Source organism: Bradyrhizobium sp. Bra64, assembly GCF_024519875.1.
Lineage (GTDB): Bacteria > Pseudomonadota > Alphaproteobacteria > Rhizobiales > Xanthobacteraceae > Bradyrhizobium > Bradyrhizobium japonicum_G.
On sequence record NZ_JALJRD010000001.1, the window covers coordinates 516,775 to 534,851 of the forward strand.

The 18,077-nt window shown below is 64.1% G+C and carries 21 protein-coding genes; 11 read left to right on the forward strand and 10 right to left on the reverse strand.

The window, feature by feature from the left end; translation table 11 throughout:
• Positions 1-17: 17 nt before the first annotated feature.
• The 7 genes from NR187_RS02395 to NR187_RS02425 all read right to left on the reverse strand — a co-directional run bounded on the left by NR187_RS02395 (position 18) and on the right by NR187_RS02425 (position 5,480).
• Positions 18-1,286 carry an AAA family ATPase gene (locus tag NR187_RS02395; RefSeq protein WP_211382064.1) on the reverse strand — a complete coding sequence of 423 codons (1,269 nt, stop codon included), beginning with the start codon at positions 1,284-1,286 and terminating at the stop codon, positions 18-20.
• Positions 1,283-2,017 (reverse strand): CpaD family pilus assembly protein, encoded by a 735-nt coding sequence (locus tag NR187_RS02400; protein ID WP_211382065.1) that lies wholly within the window; start codon positions 2,015-2,017, stop codon positions 1,283-1,285. Before NR187_RS02400 ends, NR187_RS02395 begins: the two co-directional genes overlap by 4 nt.
• Positions 2,018-2,037: 20 nt before the next feature.
• Positions 2,038-3,513, reverse strand: a complete 1,476-nt coding sequence (locus NR187_RS02405; RefSeq protein WP_256805641.1) for a type II and III secretion system protein family protein — start codon at positions 3,511-3,513, stop codon at positions 2,038-2,040.
• 11 nt (positions 3,514-3,524) lie between these two features.
• Positions 3,525-4,325, reverse strand: coding sequence for a Flp pilus assembly protein CpaB (gene cpaB / locus NR187_RS02410; RefSeq protein WP_211382067.1), 801 nt, complete (start codon positions 4,323-4,325; stop codon positions 3,525-3,527).
• A 128-nt stretch (positions 4,326-4,453) separates the two neighbouring features.
• Entirely contained in the window at positions 4,454-4,978 is a 525-nt protein-coding gene (locus tag NR187_RS02415; RefSeq protein WP_211382068.1) for a prepilin peptidase, read from the reverse strand.
• 121 nt (positions 4,979-5,099) lie between these two features.
• Complete coding sequence (locus tag NR187_RS02420; RefSeq protein ID WP_211382069.1) at positions 5,100-5,246, reverse strand: hypothetical protein; 147 nt, start codon at positions 5,244-5,246, stop codon at positions 5,100-5,102.
• 69 nt (positions 5,247-5,315) lie between these two features.
• A complete protein-coding gene (locus tag NR187_RS02425) occupies positions 5,316-5,480 on the reverse strand; it encodes a Flp family type IVb pilin (protein ID WP_027544253.1) in 165 nt (54 codons plus the stop codon).
• 263 nt (positions 5,481-5,743) lie between these two features.
• Between NR187_RS02425 and NR187_RS02430 the strand changes: the two genes are divergently transcribed.
• Positions 5,744-6,571, forward strand: a complete 828-nt coding sequence (locus NR187_RS02430) for a sterol desaturase family protein (RefSeq protein ID WP_256805642.1) — start codon at positions 5,744-5,746, stop codon at positions 6,569-6,571.
• A 154-nt stretch (positions 6,572-6,725) separates the two neighbouring features.
• Positions 6,726-7,217 (forward strand): pilus assembly protein N-terminal domain-containing protein, encoded by a 492-nt coding sequence (locus NR187_RS02435; protein WP_211382071.1) that lies wholly within the window; start codon positions 6,726-6,728, stop codon positions 7,215-7,217.
• A 140-nt stretch (positions 7,218-7,357) separates the two neighbouring features.
• Here the strand turns inward: NR187_RS02435 and NR187_RS02440 are convergent, their stop codons facing one another.
• The 3 genes from NR187_RS02440 to NR187_RS02450 all read right to left on the reverse strand — a co-directional run bounded on the left by NR187_RS02440 (position 7,358) and on the right by NR187_RS02450 (position 9,689).
• Positions 7,358-7,570: a cold-shock protein gene (locus NR187_RS02440; RefSeq protein WP_007599788.1), complete on the reverse strand. Its 213-nt coding sequence runs from the start codon at positions 7,568-7,570 to the stop codon at positions 7,358-7,360.
• Between the two features lie 269 nt (positions 7,571-7,839).
• Positions 7,840-8,127 carry a translation initiation factor IF-1 gene (infA, locus tag NR187_RS02445; RefSeq protein WP_008131890.1) on the reverse strand — a complete coding sequence of 96 codons (288 nt, stop codon included), beginning with the start codon at positions 8,125-8,127 and terminating at the stop codon, positions 7,840-7,842.
• A gap of 23 nt (positions 8,128-8,150) precedes the next feature.
• Positions 8,151-9,689, reverse strand: coding sequence for a DEAD/DEAH box helicase (locus tag NR187_RS02450; RefSeq protein ID WP_211382072.1), 1,539 nt, complete (start codon positions 9,687-9,689; stop codon positions 8,151-8,153).
• Between the two features lie 521 nt (positions 9,690-10,210).
• Between NR187_RS02450 and urtA the strand changes: the two genes are divergently transcribed.
• The 9 genes from urtA (at position 10,211) to NR187_RS02495 (ending at position 17,936) form a co-directional block, all read left to right on the forward strand.
• A complete protein-coding gene (gene urtA, locus NR187_RS02455; protein WP_211382073.1) occupies positions 10,211-11,533 on the forward strand; it encodes an urea ABC transporter substrate-binding protein in 1,323 nt (440 codons plus the stop codon).
• Between the two features lie 84 nt (positions 11,534-11,617).
• A complete protein-coding gene (urtB, locus tag NR187_RS02460) occupies positions 11,618-13,225 on the forward strand; it encodes an urea ABC transporter permease subunit UrtB (RefSeq protein ID WP_256805644.1) in 1,608 nt (535 codons plus the stop codon).
• Entirely contained in the window at positions 13,222-14,394 is a 1,173-nt protein-coding gene (urtC, locus tag NR187_RS02465) for an urea ABC transporter permease subunit UrtC (protein ID WP_211382075.1), read from the forward strand. The genes urtB and urtC overlap by 4 nt, the downstream gene beginning before the upstream one ends.
• Positions 14,395-14,400: 6 nt before the next feature.
• Positions 14,401-15,162, forward strand: coding sequence for an urea ABC transporter ATP-binding protein UrtD (gene urtD / locus NR187_RS02470; RefSeq protein ID WP_211382076.1), 762 nt, complete (start codon positions 14,401-14,403; stop codon positions 15,160-15,162).
• Positions 15,163-15,165: 3 nt separating this feature from the next.
• On the forward strand, positions 15,166-15,861 hold the full coding sequence (urtE, locus tag NR187_RS02475) for an urea ABC transporter ATP-binding subunit UrtE (RefSeq protein WP_211382077.1): 696 nt from the start codon (positions 15,166-15,168) through the stop codon (positions 15,859-15,861).
• Between the two features lie 32 nt (positions 15,862-15,893).
• A complete protein-coding gene (locus tag NR187_RS02480) occupies positions 15,894-16,724 on the forward strand; it encodes an urease accessory protein UreD (RefSeq protein ID WP_211382078.1) in 831 nt (276 codons plus the stop codon).
• Between the two features lie 24 nt (positions 16,725-16,748).
• The gene (locus tag NR187_RS02485) at positions 16,749-17,051 is read left to right on the forward strand and encodes an urease subunit gamma (protein WP_007605424.1); all 303 of its coding nucleotides are present in this window, start codon (positions 16,749-16,751) and stop codon (positions 17,049-17,051) included.
• Between the two features lie 10 nt (positions 17,052-17,061).
• The gene (locus NR187_RS02490) at positions 17,062-17,367 is read left to right on the forward strand and encodes an urease subunit beta (protein WP_211382079.1); all 306 of its coding nucleotides are present in this window, start codon (positions 17,062-17,064) and stop codon (positions 17,365-17,367) included.
• A 92-nt stretch (positions 17,368-17,459) separates the two neighbouring features.
• Positions 17,460-17,936 carry an endonuclease domain-containing protein gene (locus NR187_RS02495; protein ID WP_256805645.1) on the forward strand — a complete coding sequence of 159 codons (477 nt, stop codon included), beginning with the start codon at positions 17,460-17,462 and terminating at the stop codon, positions 17,934-17,936.
• Positions 17,937-18,077 lie beyond the last annotated feature (141 nt).

Here is an 18,077-nt window from a genome sequence, read left to right on the forward strand (position 1 = left end):
ACAGCTCCATGCGGCGGCTATTTTCCCCGCAACTTCTCAATCAGGGGTGAAAGCAGGGACGACTTTTGCTTCTTCGTCTCGCTGCGGCCGGTCAGCCGCTGGGCGATCTGAAGGAACATTTCGATCGACTTGTGGTTGGCCGAGATCTCCGCGATCATCTGGCCGTTATTGGCTGCCGAGCCGAAGATCTGCGGCTCGAACGGGATCGAGACGACCGGCTGGCTCTCGATCGCCTTGGCGAACTCCGCTGCGGCGATCTCGGGCCGTTTCGGCACGCCGACCTGGTTCAGGCAGTAGAGCGGCGGCCTGTCGTTGGGGCGCGCGGCCTTCAGGAGATCGAACAGGTTCTTGGTGTTGCGCAAATTGGCGAGATCGGGCGCCGCCACGATCAGAATGTCGTCGGCTCCGATCAGGGCGCGTTTGGTCCACCCGGTCCATTGGTGCGGAACGTCGAGCACGATGCAGGGCATCGTGGAGCGCAGCGTGTCGAATACGGCATCGAAGGCGTCGGTGCCGAAATCATAGACCCGGTCGAGCGTGGCCGGCGCCGCCAGCAGGCTGAGGTGGTCGGTGCATTTCGACAGCAGGCGGTCGATGAAGGCGGTGTCGACACGGTCGGGCGAGAACACGGCGTCGGCAATGCCCTGGGGCGGGTCCTGATTGTAGTCGAGCCCGGCAGTGCCGAAGGCGAGATCGAGGTCGGCGACGACCGCGTCCATCGCGAGATCGCGCGCGATCGCCCAGGCGACGTTGTGGGAAATGGTCGAAGCGCCGACGCCGCCCTTGGCGCCGACCACCGCGATGATGCGGCCGACCGCCTTGGCTTCGGGGGCCGAGAACAGGTTGCAGATCGAGCGCACGACGTCGATCGCGCCGACCGGCGCGAGCACGTAATCGCTGACGCCGCGGCGCACCAGCTCGCGGTAGAGCGTGACGTCGTTGATGCGGCCGATCACGACGACCCTCGTGCCGGCGTCGCAGACGGTTGCGAGGTGGTCGAGCCCGCCCAAGAGGTCGTTGCGCCCGTCGCTCTCGAGCACGATCACGTTCGGCGTCGGCGCCGAGCGGTAGGCTTCGACCGCGGCGGCCATGCCGCCCATCTGGATCTTCAGGTGGGCCTTGCCGAGACGGCGATCCTCGCCGGCCGACTGGACCGCGGCAGCAGTTTCCACGGTCTCGCAGAAGGCCTGGACCGAGACGCGCGGCGCAGGCGCAATATGCTCCTCGACCGGCGTGGGAGCCGCGTCCGGCTGCTCTTCGGGTGTCTGGCGAGCGTAGCTGATCATTTGCCGGTATCGCTGAGTTTGGCCCTGTCGGCTTCCGGATAGGCAACCGCCGTCGGCACGCCCTTGCGATATTTCTCGAACGCAGCGGTGCGCCGCGCCGTGTAGGACGGCGTTTCGGGACGCGGCTGCTCGAGGTCCGAGGGATTGTCGACCATGGCTGCGAGGTTGCGCTGATAGGCGCAGCCGTAATTGTAGTATTCCTTGTTCTCGAACCAGCCCTTGTTCTTCATCGAGGGGCCGATGTCATCCGGCCATAGGCCGCAGGGGCCCGCGACCGCGGCGATCTTGGAATAGGTCAGCCGGATCGGTGGCAGGAAGCGCTTGTCTTCCGGCTGATAGGGGCGGGCGATGATGCCACGTGGCGGAACCCCCGCCGCCGCCAGCATCGCCTGAATTTCATGCATCGACTCGGCGACCGGACGCGCGTTGGGCGTACCGGCCGGCACGTCGATATGGATGGCGCCGGTGCCCTCGTGCAGCCAGGACGATGCCACACCCATCACGTCGGCGCGCTGCGCCGCGGTCAACCCGCCGCGGGCGTGGCCGACGAAGACGACGATCGAGCGGTTCTGCTCCTCGATCGCGATCGGATGACGCTGCTTGTAGCTGTCGGGAATGGATGCCGTGACCGCTTCGTCGTGCTGGCAGCCGCCGAGCGCGAGCGCGATGCCGACGAGCGCGCCACCGAAGCCGATGGCGCGTCTGCGAATCTGGGGTGGTGTTGTGGTCATAACGAAGTCCCCGTTCCGCTTTAGTCGGTGATGAAGCCGTAGGTGCCGCGGTAGTTCCGGGCCGGTTCGGTCCGGCCAGGCACGCCGTAGATTCGGTTGATGTTGCCGAGCAGCTCGACTTGCGGATCGGGAGGCGCCGAGAAGCCGTCATCCGGCCGCGACAGATCCTTTTGCGCCACTGCGCGAACGATATAGGGCGTCACGATCACGACCAGCTCGGTCGCGTTGTTGACGAAGTCGCGGCTGCGGAACAGCGTGCCGAGGACCGGCAGCTGCATCAGGCCCGGCAGTCCGCTGATCGCCTGCTTGGTCTGCTGCTGGATCAGGCCGGCCATCGCCATCGCGCCGCCGGAGGGAATCTCCAGCGAGGTCTCGGCCCGGCGGGTCTTGATCGAAGGCACCGTGAGCGAGTTCACCGAGGTCGAGGTCACGGCCTGCGACAGTGTGATCGCATTCTCGTTCGACAGTTCCGAGACCTCGGTCATCACCCGCAGGCTGATCTTGCCTTCGGTCAGAACGACGGGGGTGAAGTTGAGCGAGATGCCGAACTTCTTGAAGCTGATCTGGGTGGTACAGACATGCGTCGTGGGATCGCACGCATAGCCCGCCGGCACCGGGAATTCACCGCCGGCGATGAAAGTCGCCGACTCGCCGGAGATCGCGGTCAGGTTCGGCTCGGCCAGCGTCCGGATCACGCCGGCGGTCTCCATGGCGCGCAGGGTAGCCTGCACCGACGGGGTCGCGCCGAACTTCGTGGTCAGACTGTTGCCGTCCACCAGATTCTTGCCGAGAGCGGTAAACGGGTTGGAATTCGAGAAGCTCACCACGGACGTGCCGTAGTTGAGGTTGGCGGTAAGGTCGATGCCGAGCTGCTTGACGATGTTGCGCGCGACTTCCGCGACCGTCACCTTGAGCATGACCTGGTCGCGGCCGCGGACCACGATCGAATTCACGACCTTGTCGGCGCCGCCGGCGAGGCGCGCGGCGACATCGTTTGCCTGCTGCGCTTCCAACGGGTTCGCCGCAGTGCCGGTCAGCACGATGCCTTCGCCGAGGCCGTCGATCTGGATGTCGGAATTGGGCAGGATCTGCTTCAGCGCGGCCCGCGCGCCGTTGAGGTCGCGCTTGACCGCGATGTCATAGGCCGCAATTTGCTGGCCGGCGGAATCGAAGAACACGATGTTGGTCTGCCCGACCGCGGCGCCGATGATGTAGGCGCGCTGCGCCGAGCGGACCACCGCATTGGCAATCTTGGGGTCGGCGACCAGCACGTCCTTGATGTCGCGCGGAAGGTCGATCACGATGGACTTGCCGATGCCGAGCGAGAGGAATCGCGCGTTCATCTGGCCGTCGGCCGCGACCGGCGCCGCGGGCCGGTAGTCGGCGGCGACCACGGGGGTCAACACCGGGTTGAGTGCCAGCGCGAAGGCGGCCGAAAACGACAGGGCGCGGACCATTGAGGTTCGCATCGTCGCAAGCTCAGCCCTGCATTTCATATCGCCTGTCCTCATCGTGTCTTCGCCGTCTGACTTGGAATGCCGTAGCGGATGATCGAGACGCCGTCGCGCTTCTGCGTGGATTCATCGAGCGTGATTTCGCTCATCTTGACGTCGACGATGCTGCGCAGTGCCAGCGTCAGCGTGCCGCTCTGGCGCGCGGCGGAGAGCGTCGCAGTCTGCGCGGGGTTGAGCTCGAGGGTGACGGTCTTGCCGACCACCGCATTCTGGCCGTCCTTCTCCTTCGGCGCCTGGTCGATGGCGAGGACGCGGATATTGGCCAGGATGATCTCGGACGTGACGAGATCGGGAGCGCCGCTGTTCTGGTCCGGATTCTTGAGACGGCGTGTCAGAAGCACGTCGACGCGGTCGTTGGGCAGGATGAAGCCGCCTGCACCGCTCTCGGGCGAGATCTCGGTCGAGATCGCCCGCATGCCGGTGGGAAGGATTGCCGCCATGAAGCCCGAGCCTTCGGCCTTGACCAGCTTCTGGTCGCGAATCGGCTCACCCTGGATGAAGGGCGAACGCGCGATCGAACCGGTCACCTGGGTCGCGCCCTCGGGACGCTCGTTGCGGCGGATGAAGGTGGCGCTGGCGGTCGCGGCCGGCCAGGTCTGCCATTGCACGTCGTCCGGTTTGACGGTCTGGCCGAGTCCGATGTCGTTCTTGGCCACCAACACGTCGACGGTCGGAAGCTGCGCGACCGGAGCCGCCGGAGGCGGCGCAGAATTGTCCGAGCCGCTCGCCAGGTACGCGGCGACGCCGCCGGCGCAGATGGCGACCGTCAGGACGACAATGCGTGCCCTATTCATACGCTTCACTTTCCAACTAAACGCCGCGACGCTGCCGCCGCCGTAATCGGCAGTTGACCAGCTATTCGTCAAAGCATGGTTAATGAGGCGTATCTAAATCGCCTTAACGCCGGGTTTACCCGATGCGTTCAGCGCAGTGCGAGATGGGCAAGGTCGATCGCCTTCACCCATTCGGTCTCCGGGTAAACCATCAGCGCGCTCATCGCGAGCGCGATACCGTAGGGAATGCCACTCTCCTTGGCGTGCAGCCGTGCGAGCCAGGCCTGGCCCGCCAGCCCGTAAGGCAGCGGCCATTGCCGGAACTGGAGCAGGAGCAGCGTCAGCGCCCCGCCGAACAGCGAGGCATAGAGCAGGAAGTTCATCAGCTGCGCGAAACCGAACCAGAGCGCGACGGATGCCGCGACCTTGGCGTCGCCGCCGCCGACCCAGCCCATCGCAAAACAGGTGAAGGCCGCGACCAGGACGAGCGCGCCTGCGCCGACATGGCCCAGCAGCTCGTAAGGTGCCATGCCACCGGCGAGCGCGAGCGCGAAGAAGCCGGCGACCAGCGCCAGCGACACGCGGTTCGAGATCGTCATCGTGAAGAGATCGCTCGCGGCGGCAAACGCGATCAGGGCAGGGAAGAGCAGAAGGCGCGCAAGGTCGAGGATCATGAGCTGCGTCTTGAGGCCTGGGTTTGCCTGGGAGCTGGCGTCGCCGGATGCTAGCCCGCAGTGCTAAATAAACCGACAACGGCGATGCGGTCTTGCGGGGCGGAACTCGCCGGTTGCGCGCTCACCAGAGGCTGGCAATGCGCGCGGCGAGCGCGGCCGTCGCAAGCAGAAGCGCAAGGCAGACCCAATAGGCCGGCGAGCCGGTCCGAGCGTCCTGCGCCTCGTTCGCCGCGACCGCGGCATCCGTTCTGTACTCGTGCAACGCCACTGGAACTTGCCGTCTTGAAAAACAAAGGCCCCGGGAGCTCCGGGGCTTTTGCCGTCGTTCGTCGGTCGCTTACTTCAGCGAGGTGCTGATCGAGGTGAACTTGGTGTTCAGCGTGGTGCCGAGATTGTTGACGACGGTGATGATGGCCAGTGCGATACCGGCGGCGATCAGGCCGTATTCGATGGCGGTGGCGCCGGATTCATCCTTCGCGAAACGCGCAATCAGGTTCTTCATGAACAAAACTCCGTCTGGGTTGGATCGCCTCGTTCGGCGCTGGACTTGACGGGATGAACATGAGAGCGAGCTCTTTCGGTAGAGTTAATTCGATCGGGCAAACCCCCTTGCTTCGCGGTGCTTTTGGCCAGAGTGAATTTCGCCTTAAGGCGGCGGTTGCAATTCGTTCCGGTTCCCGATGTGCAACAAGCGCAGTGCCGGCTTCACCGGTCCTTAAATTTAGCGGAGTACGCGTAAACCAGCCATTTGGAAGAGAGGCGACGATGTCGAGCCTGCCCATGCAAGTCGCCCTGATGCTCGGCGAGACCATCGCCAAGGTGATCCCCGTCACCTTCGTCCTCGCGATGGTCTTCACCGTGCTCGAGCATTTCTGGGCCTGCAATCCCGGCGCGCCCTGGTGGCGCAAGCGGGAGATCGTCACGGACATCTGCTACTGGTTCTTCGTTCCGGTGTTCGCACGCACCATGCGGATCGGACTTCTGATCGTCGGCGCGAGCCTTGTCTTCAACATCCATGATGCCGACGAGCTCATCGCCTTCTACGACAACGGTCACGGCCCGCTGTCGCTGTTGCCCCTCTGGGTTCAGGCCGCGCTGTTCCTGGTCCTGTCCGATTTCATGCTGTACTGGCTGCACCGGCTGTTCCACGGCGGCGGCTTCTGGAAGTACCACGCGATCCATCACTCCTCGGAGGAGATCAGCTGGATTTCGGCCGCCCGCTTCCATCCCGTCAATCTCGTGCTCGGCTCGATCGGGGTCGACGTCGTGCTGCTGATGGCCGGCATTTCCCCGAACGTCATGATCCTGGTTGCCCCGTTCACGACCTTCCATTCGGCCTTCGTGCACGCCAACCTCAACTGGACCTTCGGGCCGTTCAAATATCTGCTGGCGACGCCGGTGTTCCACCGCTGGCACCACACCTCGCTCGAAGAGGGCGGCGACACCAATTTTGCCGGTACCTTCCCGATCTGGGACGTGCTGTTCGGCACTTTCCGCATGCCCGAGGGGCAACTGCCGCAGGATTACGGCAAGGACGAAGCCACCATGCCGAAGGAAATCGCAGGGCAGCTCGCCTATCCGTTCCGCCGCTAGGGCTTTATCGAGAGCCACAAAACGCCGGTCCGTTCAAACAATAGTCCGCGAATTTGCGGAACGTTCACGAATTGAGGGCAGGTTAACCGGGTCGGGCACCGGCTCCGCTGTATCGAATCGTTCTGCCGGTTTGTGACGTCCCGGGAGTAAGAGTATGCGTAAAGAACTGCGCCGTCATGTGCGCGTCTGTCTTCTGGTTGCGACCGCGGTGCTGGCATCGCCGGCTGCCGGCCTTGCCGAATCCACCGCCGATACCATCGCCGTCAGTGTCGACCAGGCCAAGCTGGTGCGGCTGCCCGGGAAGGTGGCGACCATCGTGGTCGGCAATCCGCTGATCGCCGACGTCACGCTCCAGCCCGGCGGCATGATCGTCGTGACCGGGAAAGGCTACGGCGGCACCAATTTCATTGCGCTCGACCGGGGCGGCGAAATCCTGGTCGACCGCCAGATCCAGGTCGAAGGTCCGAGCGACCGGCTCGTCACCGTCTATCGCGGGGTCGAGCGCGAGTCCTATAGCTGTATGCCGACCTGCCAGCGCCGGGTCACGCTCGGTGACAGCGATGCCTACTTCAACAACACGATGAGCCAGGCCGGCACGTTGAGCAACAATGCCAGCGGCGGTGCCGGGGGCGCCAAGACGAACTGACACAAGACGAGCTGACAAGACGAACGAACGGGTCGTGCTGAATTCCGCGGGCAGAAACCGCAATGAAAAAGGCCGGGCATCGCGCCCGGCCTTTTCTTTTGACTTGTTCGCTCGAGCCGATCGGGGCCGAAAGCGGTAGCTCAGCCGGCCGAGCGGAGGTTGTCCGCTGCCGACTTGCCGGAACGGCGGTCGGCCACGATCTCGTAGGAGATCTTCTGACCTTCGCGCAGCGTGCCGAGGCCCGCACGCTCCACAGCGCTGATGTGGACGAACACGTCCTGGCCGCCGTCGTCGGGCTGGATGAAGCCGAAGCCTTTGGTCGCGTTAAACCACTTCACGGTTCCCATGCTCATGGGGGTAGTCCCTTCTCAGATAACACAATGTCAGAGCCCGCTCGCGCGGACAGGTTAGATCGAATTTTTGGAAGGGTCGTCAGCGTGTCTGAACCGGCTGTACCGGTGGATGCTAATGTCGTCCGGCCGAAAATCGATTAATTCATTTTATTGGAAACAGGCCCTCAAAACAATCCTGACGTGCACGATTTTTTGATCCGCCGTGGAGTCCACGGCGGATCAGCATACAGGTTAGAATTTTAATTCCGCGCTCGCGCGCCAAGGGGCCGTTAACGGCGGCGGAACTGGCCACCGCGCTGTCCGGGACGTGGAGGTCCGCCCACACCGCTCGGACGTTCGTCCTTGTGGCGGAAAATCAGCCGGCCCTTTTCGAGGTCATAGGGCGACATTTCCACCGTCACGCGATCGCCCGCCAGCGTCTTGATGCGGTTCTTCTTCATCTTGCCGGCGGTATAGGCGACGATCTCGTGTCCGGCATCGAGTTGCACGCGGTAGCGGGCATCGGGGAGGATTTCGGTGACCAGTCCTTCGAACTGGATCAGCTCTTCCTTAGCCATGAATTTCTCCAGGTCGTGGACGGCTAGTGCGAATGGGGTTTGCGGTTCGGTTGGCTGTTCGGCCGACTCTCGCGGCGCAAAAAGGCAACGCCTTGTATCCCATCAGGCGCCCCGGCGCTATGCGCGGAACGCTGTTCCGGACGGCCGTTTGGCGAAGAATGCGCCTTGCCGCCGGAGCGGCCGCGACGAGATGCCTTCGAGCCGTTGGGGCCACCGCCGGGGCGGCCGTCAACATGCCTGGCGTCGCCATGCCGTCCTTCGCCGGGCCTTCCGTCGCCCTGCTTGCCGGCACTGTGGTGGCGCCCGTCGGCATGCCTTTCGTCGGCGCGCCGTCCGTCACCGTGCCGAGCGCCTTGCGAACGCTGGCCGGGGCGGCCCGGCCGGCCCTGTCGTTGCTGCGCCGGGGGAGGACCTGCATCGCGGCGGCCGGCGTCGGTGCGATGATCCTCGCGCGACAGCGTCACCTTGATCAGCCGCTCGATGTCGCGGAGATAGCTGAGCTCCTCGCCGCCTGCGACCAGCGAGATGGCGGTGCCTTCGGCGCCGGCACGCGCGGTGCGGCCGATGCGGTGCACGTAGGTCTCGGGCACGTTGGGCAGGTCGAAATTGATGACGTGAGTGATGCCGTCGACATCGATGCCGCGGGCGGCGATATCGGTGGCAACCAGCGTGCGGATGTCGCCGGAGCGGAACTGGGCGAGCGTCCGTTCGCGATGGTTCTGCGACTTGTTGCCGTGGATGGCGCTGGCGGCGATGCCGGCCTTCTCAAGGGTTTTCACCACCTTGTCGGCGCCGTGCTTGGTGCGGGTGAAAACCAGTGCGCGGTTGACCGGCTCCTGTTTCAACAGCTGGGCGAGGAACGCCGGCTTCGCGGAGAAGTCGACCTGGATGATGCGCTGCTGGATGCGCTCCACGGTCGAGGACACCGGAGTCACCGCGACGCGGGCGGGATCACGCAGCATGGCGTCGGCAAGCTCGGCGATGTCCTTCGGCATGGTGGCCGAGAAGAACAGCGTCTGCCGCTTGATCGGCAGCTTGGCGACGATTTTGCGGATGTCGTTGATGAAGCCCATGTCGAGCATGCGGTCGGCCTCGTCGAGCACGAGGAATTCGACGCTTCCAAGCCTCAAGCCGTTGCTCTGCACGAGGTCGAGCAGGCGGCCGGGAGTGGCGACCAGCACCTCGACGCCCTGCATCAGTGAGCGGACCTGACGCCCCATCGGCACGCCGCCGATGGCGAGTGTCGAGGACAGGCGGACGTGGCGGCCATAGGCGTTGAAGCTGTCGAGGATCTGGCCCGACAGTTCGCGCGTGGGCGACAGCACCAGGACGCGGGCCGTCTTCGGCTGCGGCTTGATGCGGTTCTCGAGCAGGCGGTGAAGGATCGGCAGCGCGAAGGCCGCGGTCTTGCCGGTTCCGGTCTGGGCGATGCCGACGACGTCACGGCCGGTCAGCGCGGTCGGAATGGTCTGGGCCTGGATGGGGGTGGGGGTGACGTAGTTCTCGTCGGCGAGAGCACGGGAGATGGGTTCGGCGAGGCCGAAGTCCTGAAACGAAGTCAAAAGGGGGTTCTTTCCATGTCAAAAGCGGGCGCCCGGCGCATTCGGCGCGGCGCGCGCAAAAGGGTGTCGTGAAGACACCTGCGTGTTTGGGGTGTCGGATGGCTTGATGGGATGGGGCAAGCCAGACGCCCGTAAGGGCTTAAGAACACGCGGCTCGCAACGGTCTCTTGATTCGCAAGAGGCCTCGCGCTCCATATGGAACATCGAAGGGGCGCTTTCAAGGCAAGTCTGCCGCAAACCGCGATTGCGGTGCAGAAATAGTTATGCCGGAATTTTAGCCAGAGTCCGCAATTTGCTCATAAAATAATCTGCCTGCCGCTTTCGCATACATTTAAATTGCCCATCGTTTAGGCGAAGCGGTTGCGGCGAAACTTTGTTTTAGATCGATTTTATAAACAAAAACAATGGTTTGAGTGGTGTTTACTCCATGGCATGGTTCTTGCGAATCCGTTAATCGCAGGCGGCCGTGGGGCCGTTTCGCAGCGTCTTTTTCACGTCTGCGTCAGGGAGATGAGATACTCATGCTTAACAAATCCACTCACGATATAGCGGCGTCATTTAGCCGCCGCGGCGTGCTCGCCGCGACCGCCGGACTGATGCTCGGTCTGGCTTCATTGACCGGCGCCAAGGCCGCCGACGACACCATCAAGGTCGGCGTGCTTCACTCCCTCTCCGGCACCATGGCCATCAGCGAAACCACGCTGAAGGACACTATCCTCTTCCTGATCGATGAGCAGAACAAGAAGGGCGGCGTGCTGGGCAAGAAGCTCGAAGCCGTCGTCGTCGATCCCGCCTCGAACTGGCCGCTGTTCGCCGAGAAGGCGCGCGAGCTGATCACCAAGGACAAGGTCGCGGTCGTGTTCGGCTGCTGGACCTCGGTGTCGCGCAAGTCGGTGCTCCCGGTCTTCAAGGAGTTGAACAACATCCTGTTCTACCCCGTGCAGTACGAGGGCGAGGAGAGCGAGCGCAACGTGTTCTACACCGGTGCTGCGCCGAACCAGCAGGCGATCCCCGCCGTCGACTACCTGATGAAGGAAGAGAAGGTGAAGCGCTGGGTGCTCGCGGGCACCGACTACGTCTATCCGCGCACCACCAACAAGATCCTGGAAGCCTATCTGAAGTCCAAGGGTGTCGCCCAGGAAGACATCATGATCAACTACACGCCGTTCGGTCATTCCGACTGGCAGACGATCGTGGCCGACATCAAGAAGTTCGGCTCGGCCGGCAAGAAGACCGCGGTGGTCTCGACCATCAACGGCGACGCCAACGTCCCCTTCTACAAGGAGCTCGGCAACCAGGGCATCAAGGCGAAGGACATCCCGGTGGTCGCGTTCTCGGTGGGTGAGGAAGAACTCGCCGGCATCGACACCAAGCCGCTGCTCGGCCATCTCGCCGCCTGGAACTACTTCGAATCGATCAAGACCCCGGCGAACGAGAAGTTCATCAAGGACTGGCAGGCCTACACCAAGAATCCGAAGCGCGTGACCAACGACCCGATGGAAGCGCACGTGATCGGCTTCAACATGTGGGTGAAGGCCGTCGAGAAGGTGAAGTCGACCGATCCGGACAAGGTGATCGACGCGCTTCCCGGCATCGAAGCGCCGAACCTGACCGGTGGCGTGTCGAAGATGCTGCCGAACCACCACATCACCAAGCCGGTGTTCATCGGCGAGATCAAGGGCAACGGCCAGTTCGACGTGGTCTGGAAGACCCCGGGTCTCGTTGCTGGCGATGCCTGGTCGAAAGAGCTCGACGGCTCCAAGGACCTGATCGGCGACTGGGTCGGCAAGAAGTGCGGCAACTTCAACACCAAGACCAACAAGTGCCTCGGCTCGGGCTCCTGATCCGGACCTGACGCTCCGTTACACGATCGGAGAAGGCGGCGATCCCGCCGCCTTCTCCACTCCTTTCTGCCGGGGTCATTCACAGTGCCAGCCCATTTGTCCGCCCGTCTCTGCACCTTTGTCCTCTCGTTGTTCCTGATCGCGTTCGCACTGCCGGCCTTTGCCGGTCCGTTCGAGGACGCCGTCGCCAAATTCGCCAACGATGATTATTCCGAGACGGAAGAGGCGATCGGCGTGGTCGCGAGCAGCGGCAACAAGCTGGCCTTCCCCATCATCAGCGCGCTCCAGGACGGCCGCCTCATGGCCGATCCTGACAGCAAGAAGGTTTACGTCACCGGCGCCGACGGCAAGTCGATCGATGCCGCAACCGGCGAGCCGGTCGCCAGCGTTCCCGACAGCGCGAGCGCGGTCCGCCTCAACAACCGCCTGCGCCGCAGCGTCGACGCCGCGGTCGGCAGCCTGACGCTGCAGTCGCCGGATCTCGGAGTGCGCCTCCAGGCCGCGCAATCCGTCTTCAAGTCGCATGAGGAGACGGCGCTCGAAGCCGTCGACGGCGCGCTCGCCAAGGAAACCAACCGATCCGTCAAGGCCGCGCTGGTCGATGCCCGCGCGGCAATCCTGTTGTTCAAGTCCGACGCCACCGAGGTCGAGAAGCTCGAGGCGGTCGCCACCCTCAAGGCGCGTGGCGACCAGGAAGCGCTGGCGCTGCTCACCGGTATGGGCGACCAGCCGGCCTCGGTGACCAAGGCGGCCGCCAGCGCGATCGGCTCGATCCAGAGCTCGCTCGCGGTCTGGTCCATGGTTCAGAATGCCTGGTACGGCCTCTCGCTCGGCTCGGTGTTGCTGCTCGCCGCGATCGGCCTCGCCATCACCTTCGGCGTGATGGGCGTGATCAACATGGCCCATGGCGAGATGGTGATGATCGGCGCCTACACCACTTTCGTGGTGCAGGAGGTGATCCGCACCAGCTATCCCGGCCTGTTCGACTATTCGCTGCTGATCGCGGTGCCGCTCGCCTTCCTCGTCGCCGGCGCGATCGGCGTGCTGATCGAACGCAGCATCATCCGCTTCCTCTATGGGCGTCCGCTGGAGACGCTGCTCGCGACCTGGGGCCTGTCGCTGGTGCTGCAGCAGGCGGTGCGCACCATGTTCGGTCCGACCAACCGCGAGGTCGGCAACCCCTCCTGGATGAGCGGCGCGTTCGAGCTCGGCCAGATCACCATCACCTATAACCGCCTCTGGATCCTGGTCTTCACGCTCGCGGTGTTTGCGATCCTGCTCGCGATGCTGCGCTATACCGCGCTTGGCCTCGAGATGCGCGCGGTGACCCAGAATCGCCGCATGGCGGCCTCGATGGGCATCGCGACCTCGCGCGTCGACGCGCTGACCTTCGGGCTCGGCTCGGGCATTGCCGGCATCGCCGGCGTGGCGCTGTCGCAGATCGACAATGTCAGTCCCAATCTCGGCCAGAGCTACATCATCGACAGCTTCATGGTCGTGGTGTTCGGCGGGGTCGGCAATCTCTGGGGCACGCTGGTCGGCGCCTTCACGCTCGGCATCGCCAACAAGTTCCTGGAGCCGGTCGCCGGTGCCGTGCTCGGCAAGATCGCCATCCTTGTTCTCATCATCCTCTTCATTCAAAAACGCCCGCGCGGCCTGTTCGCGCTCAAGGGCCGTGCGGTGGAAGCATGACCCCTCACATGCTGACGCGATCGCTGGACCGCGGCGCGACCATCTTCCTCGCCATCGTCGTGGCCTGCGGCATCCTGATCCCGCTCTCCAACCTGCTGCTGCCCGCGGGCTCGTTCCTGCAAGTGCCAACCTATCTCGTCGCGCTCTGGGGCAAGTACGTCTGCTACGCGATCCTCGCGCTCTCGATCGACCTGATCTGGGGCTATTGCGGCATCCTCTCGCTCGGTCACGGTGCCTTCTTCGCGCTCGGCGGCTACGCGATGGGCATGTACCTGATGCGGCAGATCGGCACCCGCGGCGTCTACGGCAACCCGATCCTGCCCGATTTCATGGTGTTCCTGAACTATTCGAAGCTGCCCTGGTACTGGTACGGCTTCGACATGTTCTGGTTCGCGGCGCTGATGGTGCTGGTCGTGCCCGGCCTGCTCGCCTTCTGCTTCGGCTGGCTCGCCTTCCGCTCCCGCGTCACCGGCGTCTATCTGTCGATCATCACGCAGGCGATGACCTACGCGCTCCTGCTCGCCTTCTTCCGCAACGATTTCGGCTTCGGCGGCAACAACGGCCTCACCGACTTCAAGGACATCCTGGGCTTCAACGTCCAGGCCGAAGGCACCCGCGCCGCGCTGTTCGCGCTGAGCTGCCTGGCGCTGATCGCAAGCTTCCTGATCTGCCGCTCCGTGGTGTCCTCCAAGCTCGGCAAGGTCCTGATCGCAATCCGCGACGCGGAATCGCGCAGCCGCTTCCTCGGCTACCGCGTCGAATCCTACAAGCTGTTCGTGTTCACGTTGTCGGCCTGCATGGCCGGCGTCGCCGGGGCGCTCTATGTGCCGCAGGTCGGCATCATCAACCCATCCGAATTCGCGCCGGGCAATTCGATCGAAGCGGTGATCTGGGTCGCGGTCGGCGGCCGCGGCACCCTGGTCGGCGCGGCGCTCGGTGCGGTCGTCGTCAACTACGCCAAGACGTTCTTCACCTCGGGCATGCTGGCGCCGTACTGGTTGTTCATGCTGGGCGCGATGTTCATCCTGGTGACGCTGTTGCTGCCCAAGGGCATCGTCGGCACCTTCAACGCCTGGTGGGATCAGTCGAAGGAGAAGCGCGCCGCCGCCGCGACGACCGCGAGCGCAGCGGCGGAAGACGGCATCACCGAACCCAAGATGGCGGAGTAGCCGGTCATGAACGTCATGGACACCCGCGCGACCTCCGCGATGCTCTACCTCGACGGCGTGCACGTCTCGTTCGACGGCTTCCACGCCATCAACAATCTGTCGCTGACGCTCGCGCCCGGCGAGATGCGCGCCATCATCGGCCCCAACGGCGCCGGCAAGACCACGATGATGGATATCATCACCGGCAAGACCAAGCCCGACGAAGGCACGGTGCTGTTCGACGGCGTCACCGACCTGACGCGGCTCGACGAGACCCGTATCGCCGAACTCGGCATCGGTCGCAAATTCCAGAAGCCGACCGTGTTCGAGAGCCAGACCGTGCAGGACAATCTCCTGCTCGCGCTCAATGTCGATCACAGCGTCAAGGGCACGCTGTTCTGGCGCGGCAGCAGGCCGGAGTCCGAGCGCATCGACAAGGTGCTGGAGACGATCCGCCTCACCGAGGCGCGCAACCGCCTCGCCGGCAGCCTCAGCCACGGCCAGAAGCAGTGGCTGGAGATCGGCATGCTGCTCGCGCAGGATCCGAAGCTGCTGCTGGTGGACGAGCCCGTCGCCGGCATGACCGACGTCGAGACTCATCTGACCGCAGAGCTGCTGAAAGAGATCAACAAGACCCACACCGTGATGGTGGTCGAGCACGACATGACGTTCGTGCGCGAGCTCGGCGTCAAGGTCACCTGCCTGCACGAAGGCACGGTGCTCGCGGAGGGAACCATCGACCAGGTCTCGTCCAACGAGCGGGTCATCGAAGTGTATCTGGGGCGCTGAGCAATGCTTGAGGTCAAGGACATCAACCTGTTCTACGGCGCGGCGCAGGCGCTGCGCGGCGTCTCGATCGCCGCAGAGCCCGGCAAGGTCACCTGCGTGCTCGGCCGCAACGGCGTCGGCAAGACCTCGCTCTTGCGCGCCATGGTCGGGCAATATCCGATCTCCTCGGGTGCCATCGTGCTCGACGGCAGCGACATCACGGCCCTGAAGCCCTATGAGCGGGCGCGCAAGGGCATCGGCTTCGTGCCGCAAGGCCGCGAGATCTTTCCTCTTCTGACGGTCGAGGAAAACCTCAAGACCGGCTTCGGTCCGCTCAAGCGTGAGGACAGGCACATTCCGGACGACGTGTTCTCGCTGTTCCCGGTGCTGCAAAGCATGCTCGGCCGGCGCGGCGGCGATCTCTCCGGCGGCCAGCAGCAGCAGCTCGCGATCGGACGTGCGCTGGTGATGCGGCCAAAGCTGCTGCTGCTCGACGAGCCGACCGAGGGCATCCAGCCCTCGATCATCAAGGACATCGGCCGCGCCATCTCTTACCTGCGCAACCTCGGCAACATCGCCATCGTGCTGGTCGAACAATATCTCGACTTTGCCTGCGAACTCGGCGACAGTTTCGCCGTGATGGATCGCGGCGCGGTGAAATTCGCCTGCGATCGCTCCAATCTCGACCCGGCCGAAATCAGCCGCCAGATGGCCCTGTAGGCTATTTCTGCCGCGACCGGCTGGGGAGGCGGATGCGCAGCGACGTTTTAGTCACGTCTGGGGATTTCGAGGCGAACCGTGCCCGCGGCGCGGTGCATTTCGACGTGCATGCGCGCGATGGCGTGACGCGGCGCGGGACCTTGCATGAGTCCGGATCCCTGCGTGTGCGCTTTCCCTCGCCGGAAGGCGAGGGGCTCTCCGGCGTGTTCGTCAACACGGCCGGTGGCGTTGCCGGCGGCGACATTTTCGATGTCGACATCGTGGCGGGCGAGGGCTCGCGCCTGACATTGACTACGGCGGCGGCCGAGAAGGTCTATCGTGCGCCCGGGAATGCGGCGCAGCTCAGTATCGCCCTGAAGGTCGCTGCCGGCGCGCATCTCGGCTGGCTGCCTCAGGAGACGATCCTGTTCGATCGCGCCCGGGTTCACCGCAGCTTCGACATCGAGCTCGATGATTCCGCCTCGCTCGTGCTTTGTGAAATCGTCGTATTCGGCCGCACCGCCATGGGTGAGCGGATGGAGCAGGGCGAGTTTGTCGACCGCTGGCGGCTGCGTCGTGGTGGCAGACTGGTGTTCGCAGAGACCGTCAGGCTCGACGGCCATGTCGGCGCAAAACTCGGGCGGTCCGCCGTTGCCAGGGGTGGTGCTGCGATCGGAACGGCGCTGATCGCGCCCGGTGACGAGGCCCTGGTCGAGCGCATCCGCGAGGCGTCGGATTCCTTTTCCGGCGAGGTCGGAATCTCGGCCTGGAATGGATTTGCAATGGCGCGGTTCTGTGCCCAAGATGCGGCGCGCCTGCGGGCCGACATGATGGCCGTGCTGGCGCGCACCAGTGCGGCGCTGCCCCGGCTCTGGTTGAATTGAAGTGTTGAACGGAAGAGATTTCGCATGAACCTGTCTCCCCGCGAAAAGGACAAGCTCCTGATCTCGATGGCGGCCATCGTGGCCCGCCGCCGGCTGGATCGCGGCGTCAAGCTCAACCATCCCGAGGCGATCGCGATCATCTCCGATTTCATCCTCGAAGGCGCGCGCGACGGCCGCACCGTTGCCGAACTGATGCAGTCCGGCGCCCAGGTCCTCACGCGTGATCAGGTGATGCCGGGCATCCCTGAGATGATCCACGACATCCAGGTCGAGGCGACGTTTCCGGACGGCACCAAGCTCGTCACCGTGCACGAGCCGATCAGGTAGGAGCGAGAACATGATCCCCGGCGAACTCTTCATCCAGGACGGCGAGATCGAGCTCAACGCCGGCCGCAAGACCGTGACCTTGACGGTCGCCAACACCGGCGACCGCCCGATCCAGGTCGGCTCGCACTACCATTTCTTCGAGACCAACCCGGCGCTGAAGTTCGACCGCAGGAAAGCCCGCGGCATGCGCCTCGACATCGCCGCCGGCACCGCCGTCCGCTTCGAGCCGGGCCAGACCCGCGACGTCCAGCTGGTGGCCGTGGCCGGCAAGAAGACGATCTACGGATTTCGTGGCGACGTCATGGGGAAGCTGTAGGGCAGGTTGAGGCGAGCACAGTGATCTACAGTGAGGTGAGCACGGCTGTCTCGCTCCCTCCCCCCTTGCGGGGGAGGGTCGAGGAGGGGGGTATGCCACACGACGAGGTCTCTCCACTGCAAAGAACCCGCGCCAAACGACTGAGGCGCGAGATGACTCGCGCTGAGACGTTGCTGTTGCGTCACCTGAAGGCCGATCGTCTTGCGGGCCTGGCCTTTCGCCGTCAGACCCCCATGGGCAATTACATCGCCGATTTCGTCGCCCATTCATGCAAGCTTATCGTTGAGCTCGATGGTGAGAGCCATGTGTTCGAAGAACGTATCCGGCACGATGAACGGCGCGACCAATGGTTCGCGTCGCGTGGCTATCGTGTGCTGCGTTTCACCAATGACGACGTGATGAAAAATCTCGAGGGCGTCGTTCTCTCCATTCTCGAGGCAGCGGAGCCCGTGGCACCCCTCTCCCTAACCCTCCCCCGCAAGGGGGGAGGGAACCCTTCCACGGATGCGTCCCTAACTAGCGACGATATTTATCCTTCTGCTTCTCCACAGACTGAGGAGAAGCCATGACTCAACGTTGTGCGGCGTGTGCATTCGGTTGTCAGGCTTTCATTCGTGGTGAGGTGAGCACGCTATCCAGGCTCCCTCCGCCCTTGCGGGAGAGGGTTGGGGAGAGGGGTCTGCCCCGGGCGCTGACGGAAGCGACGGGGC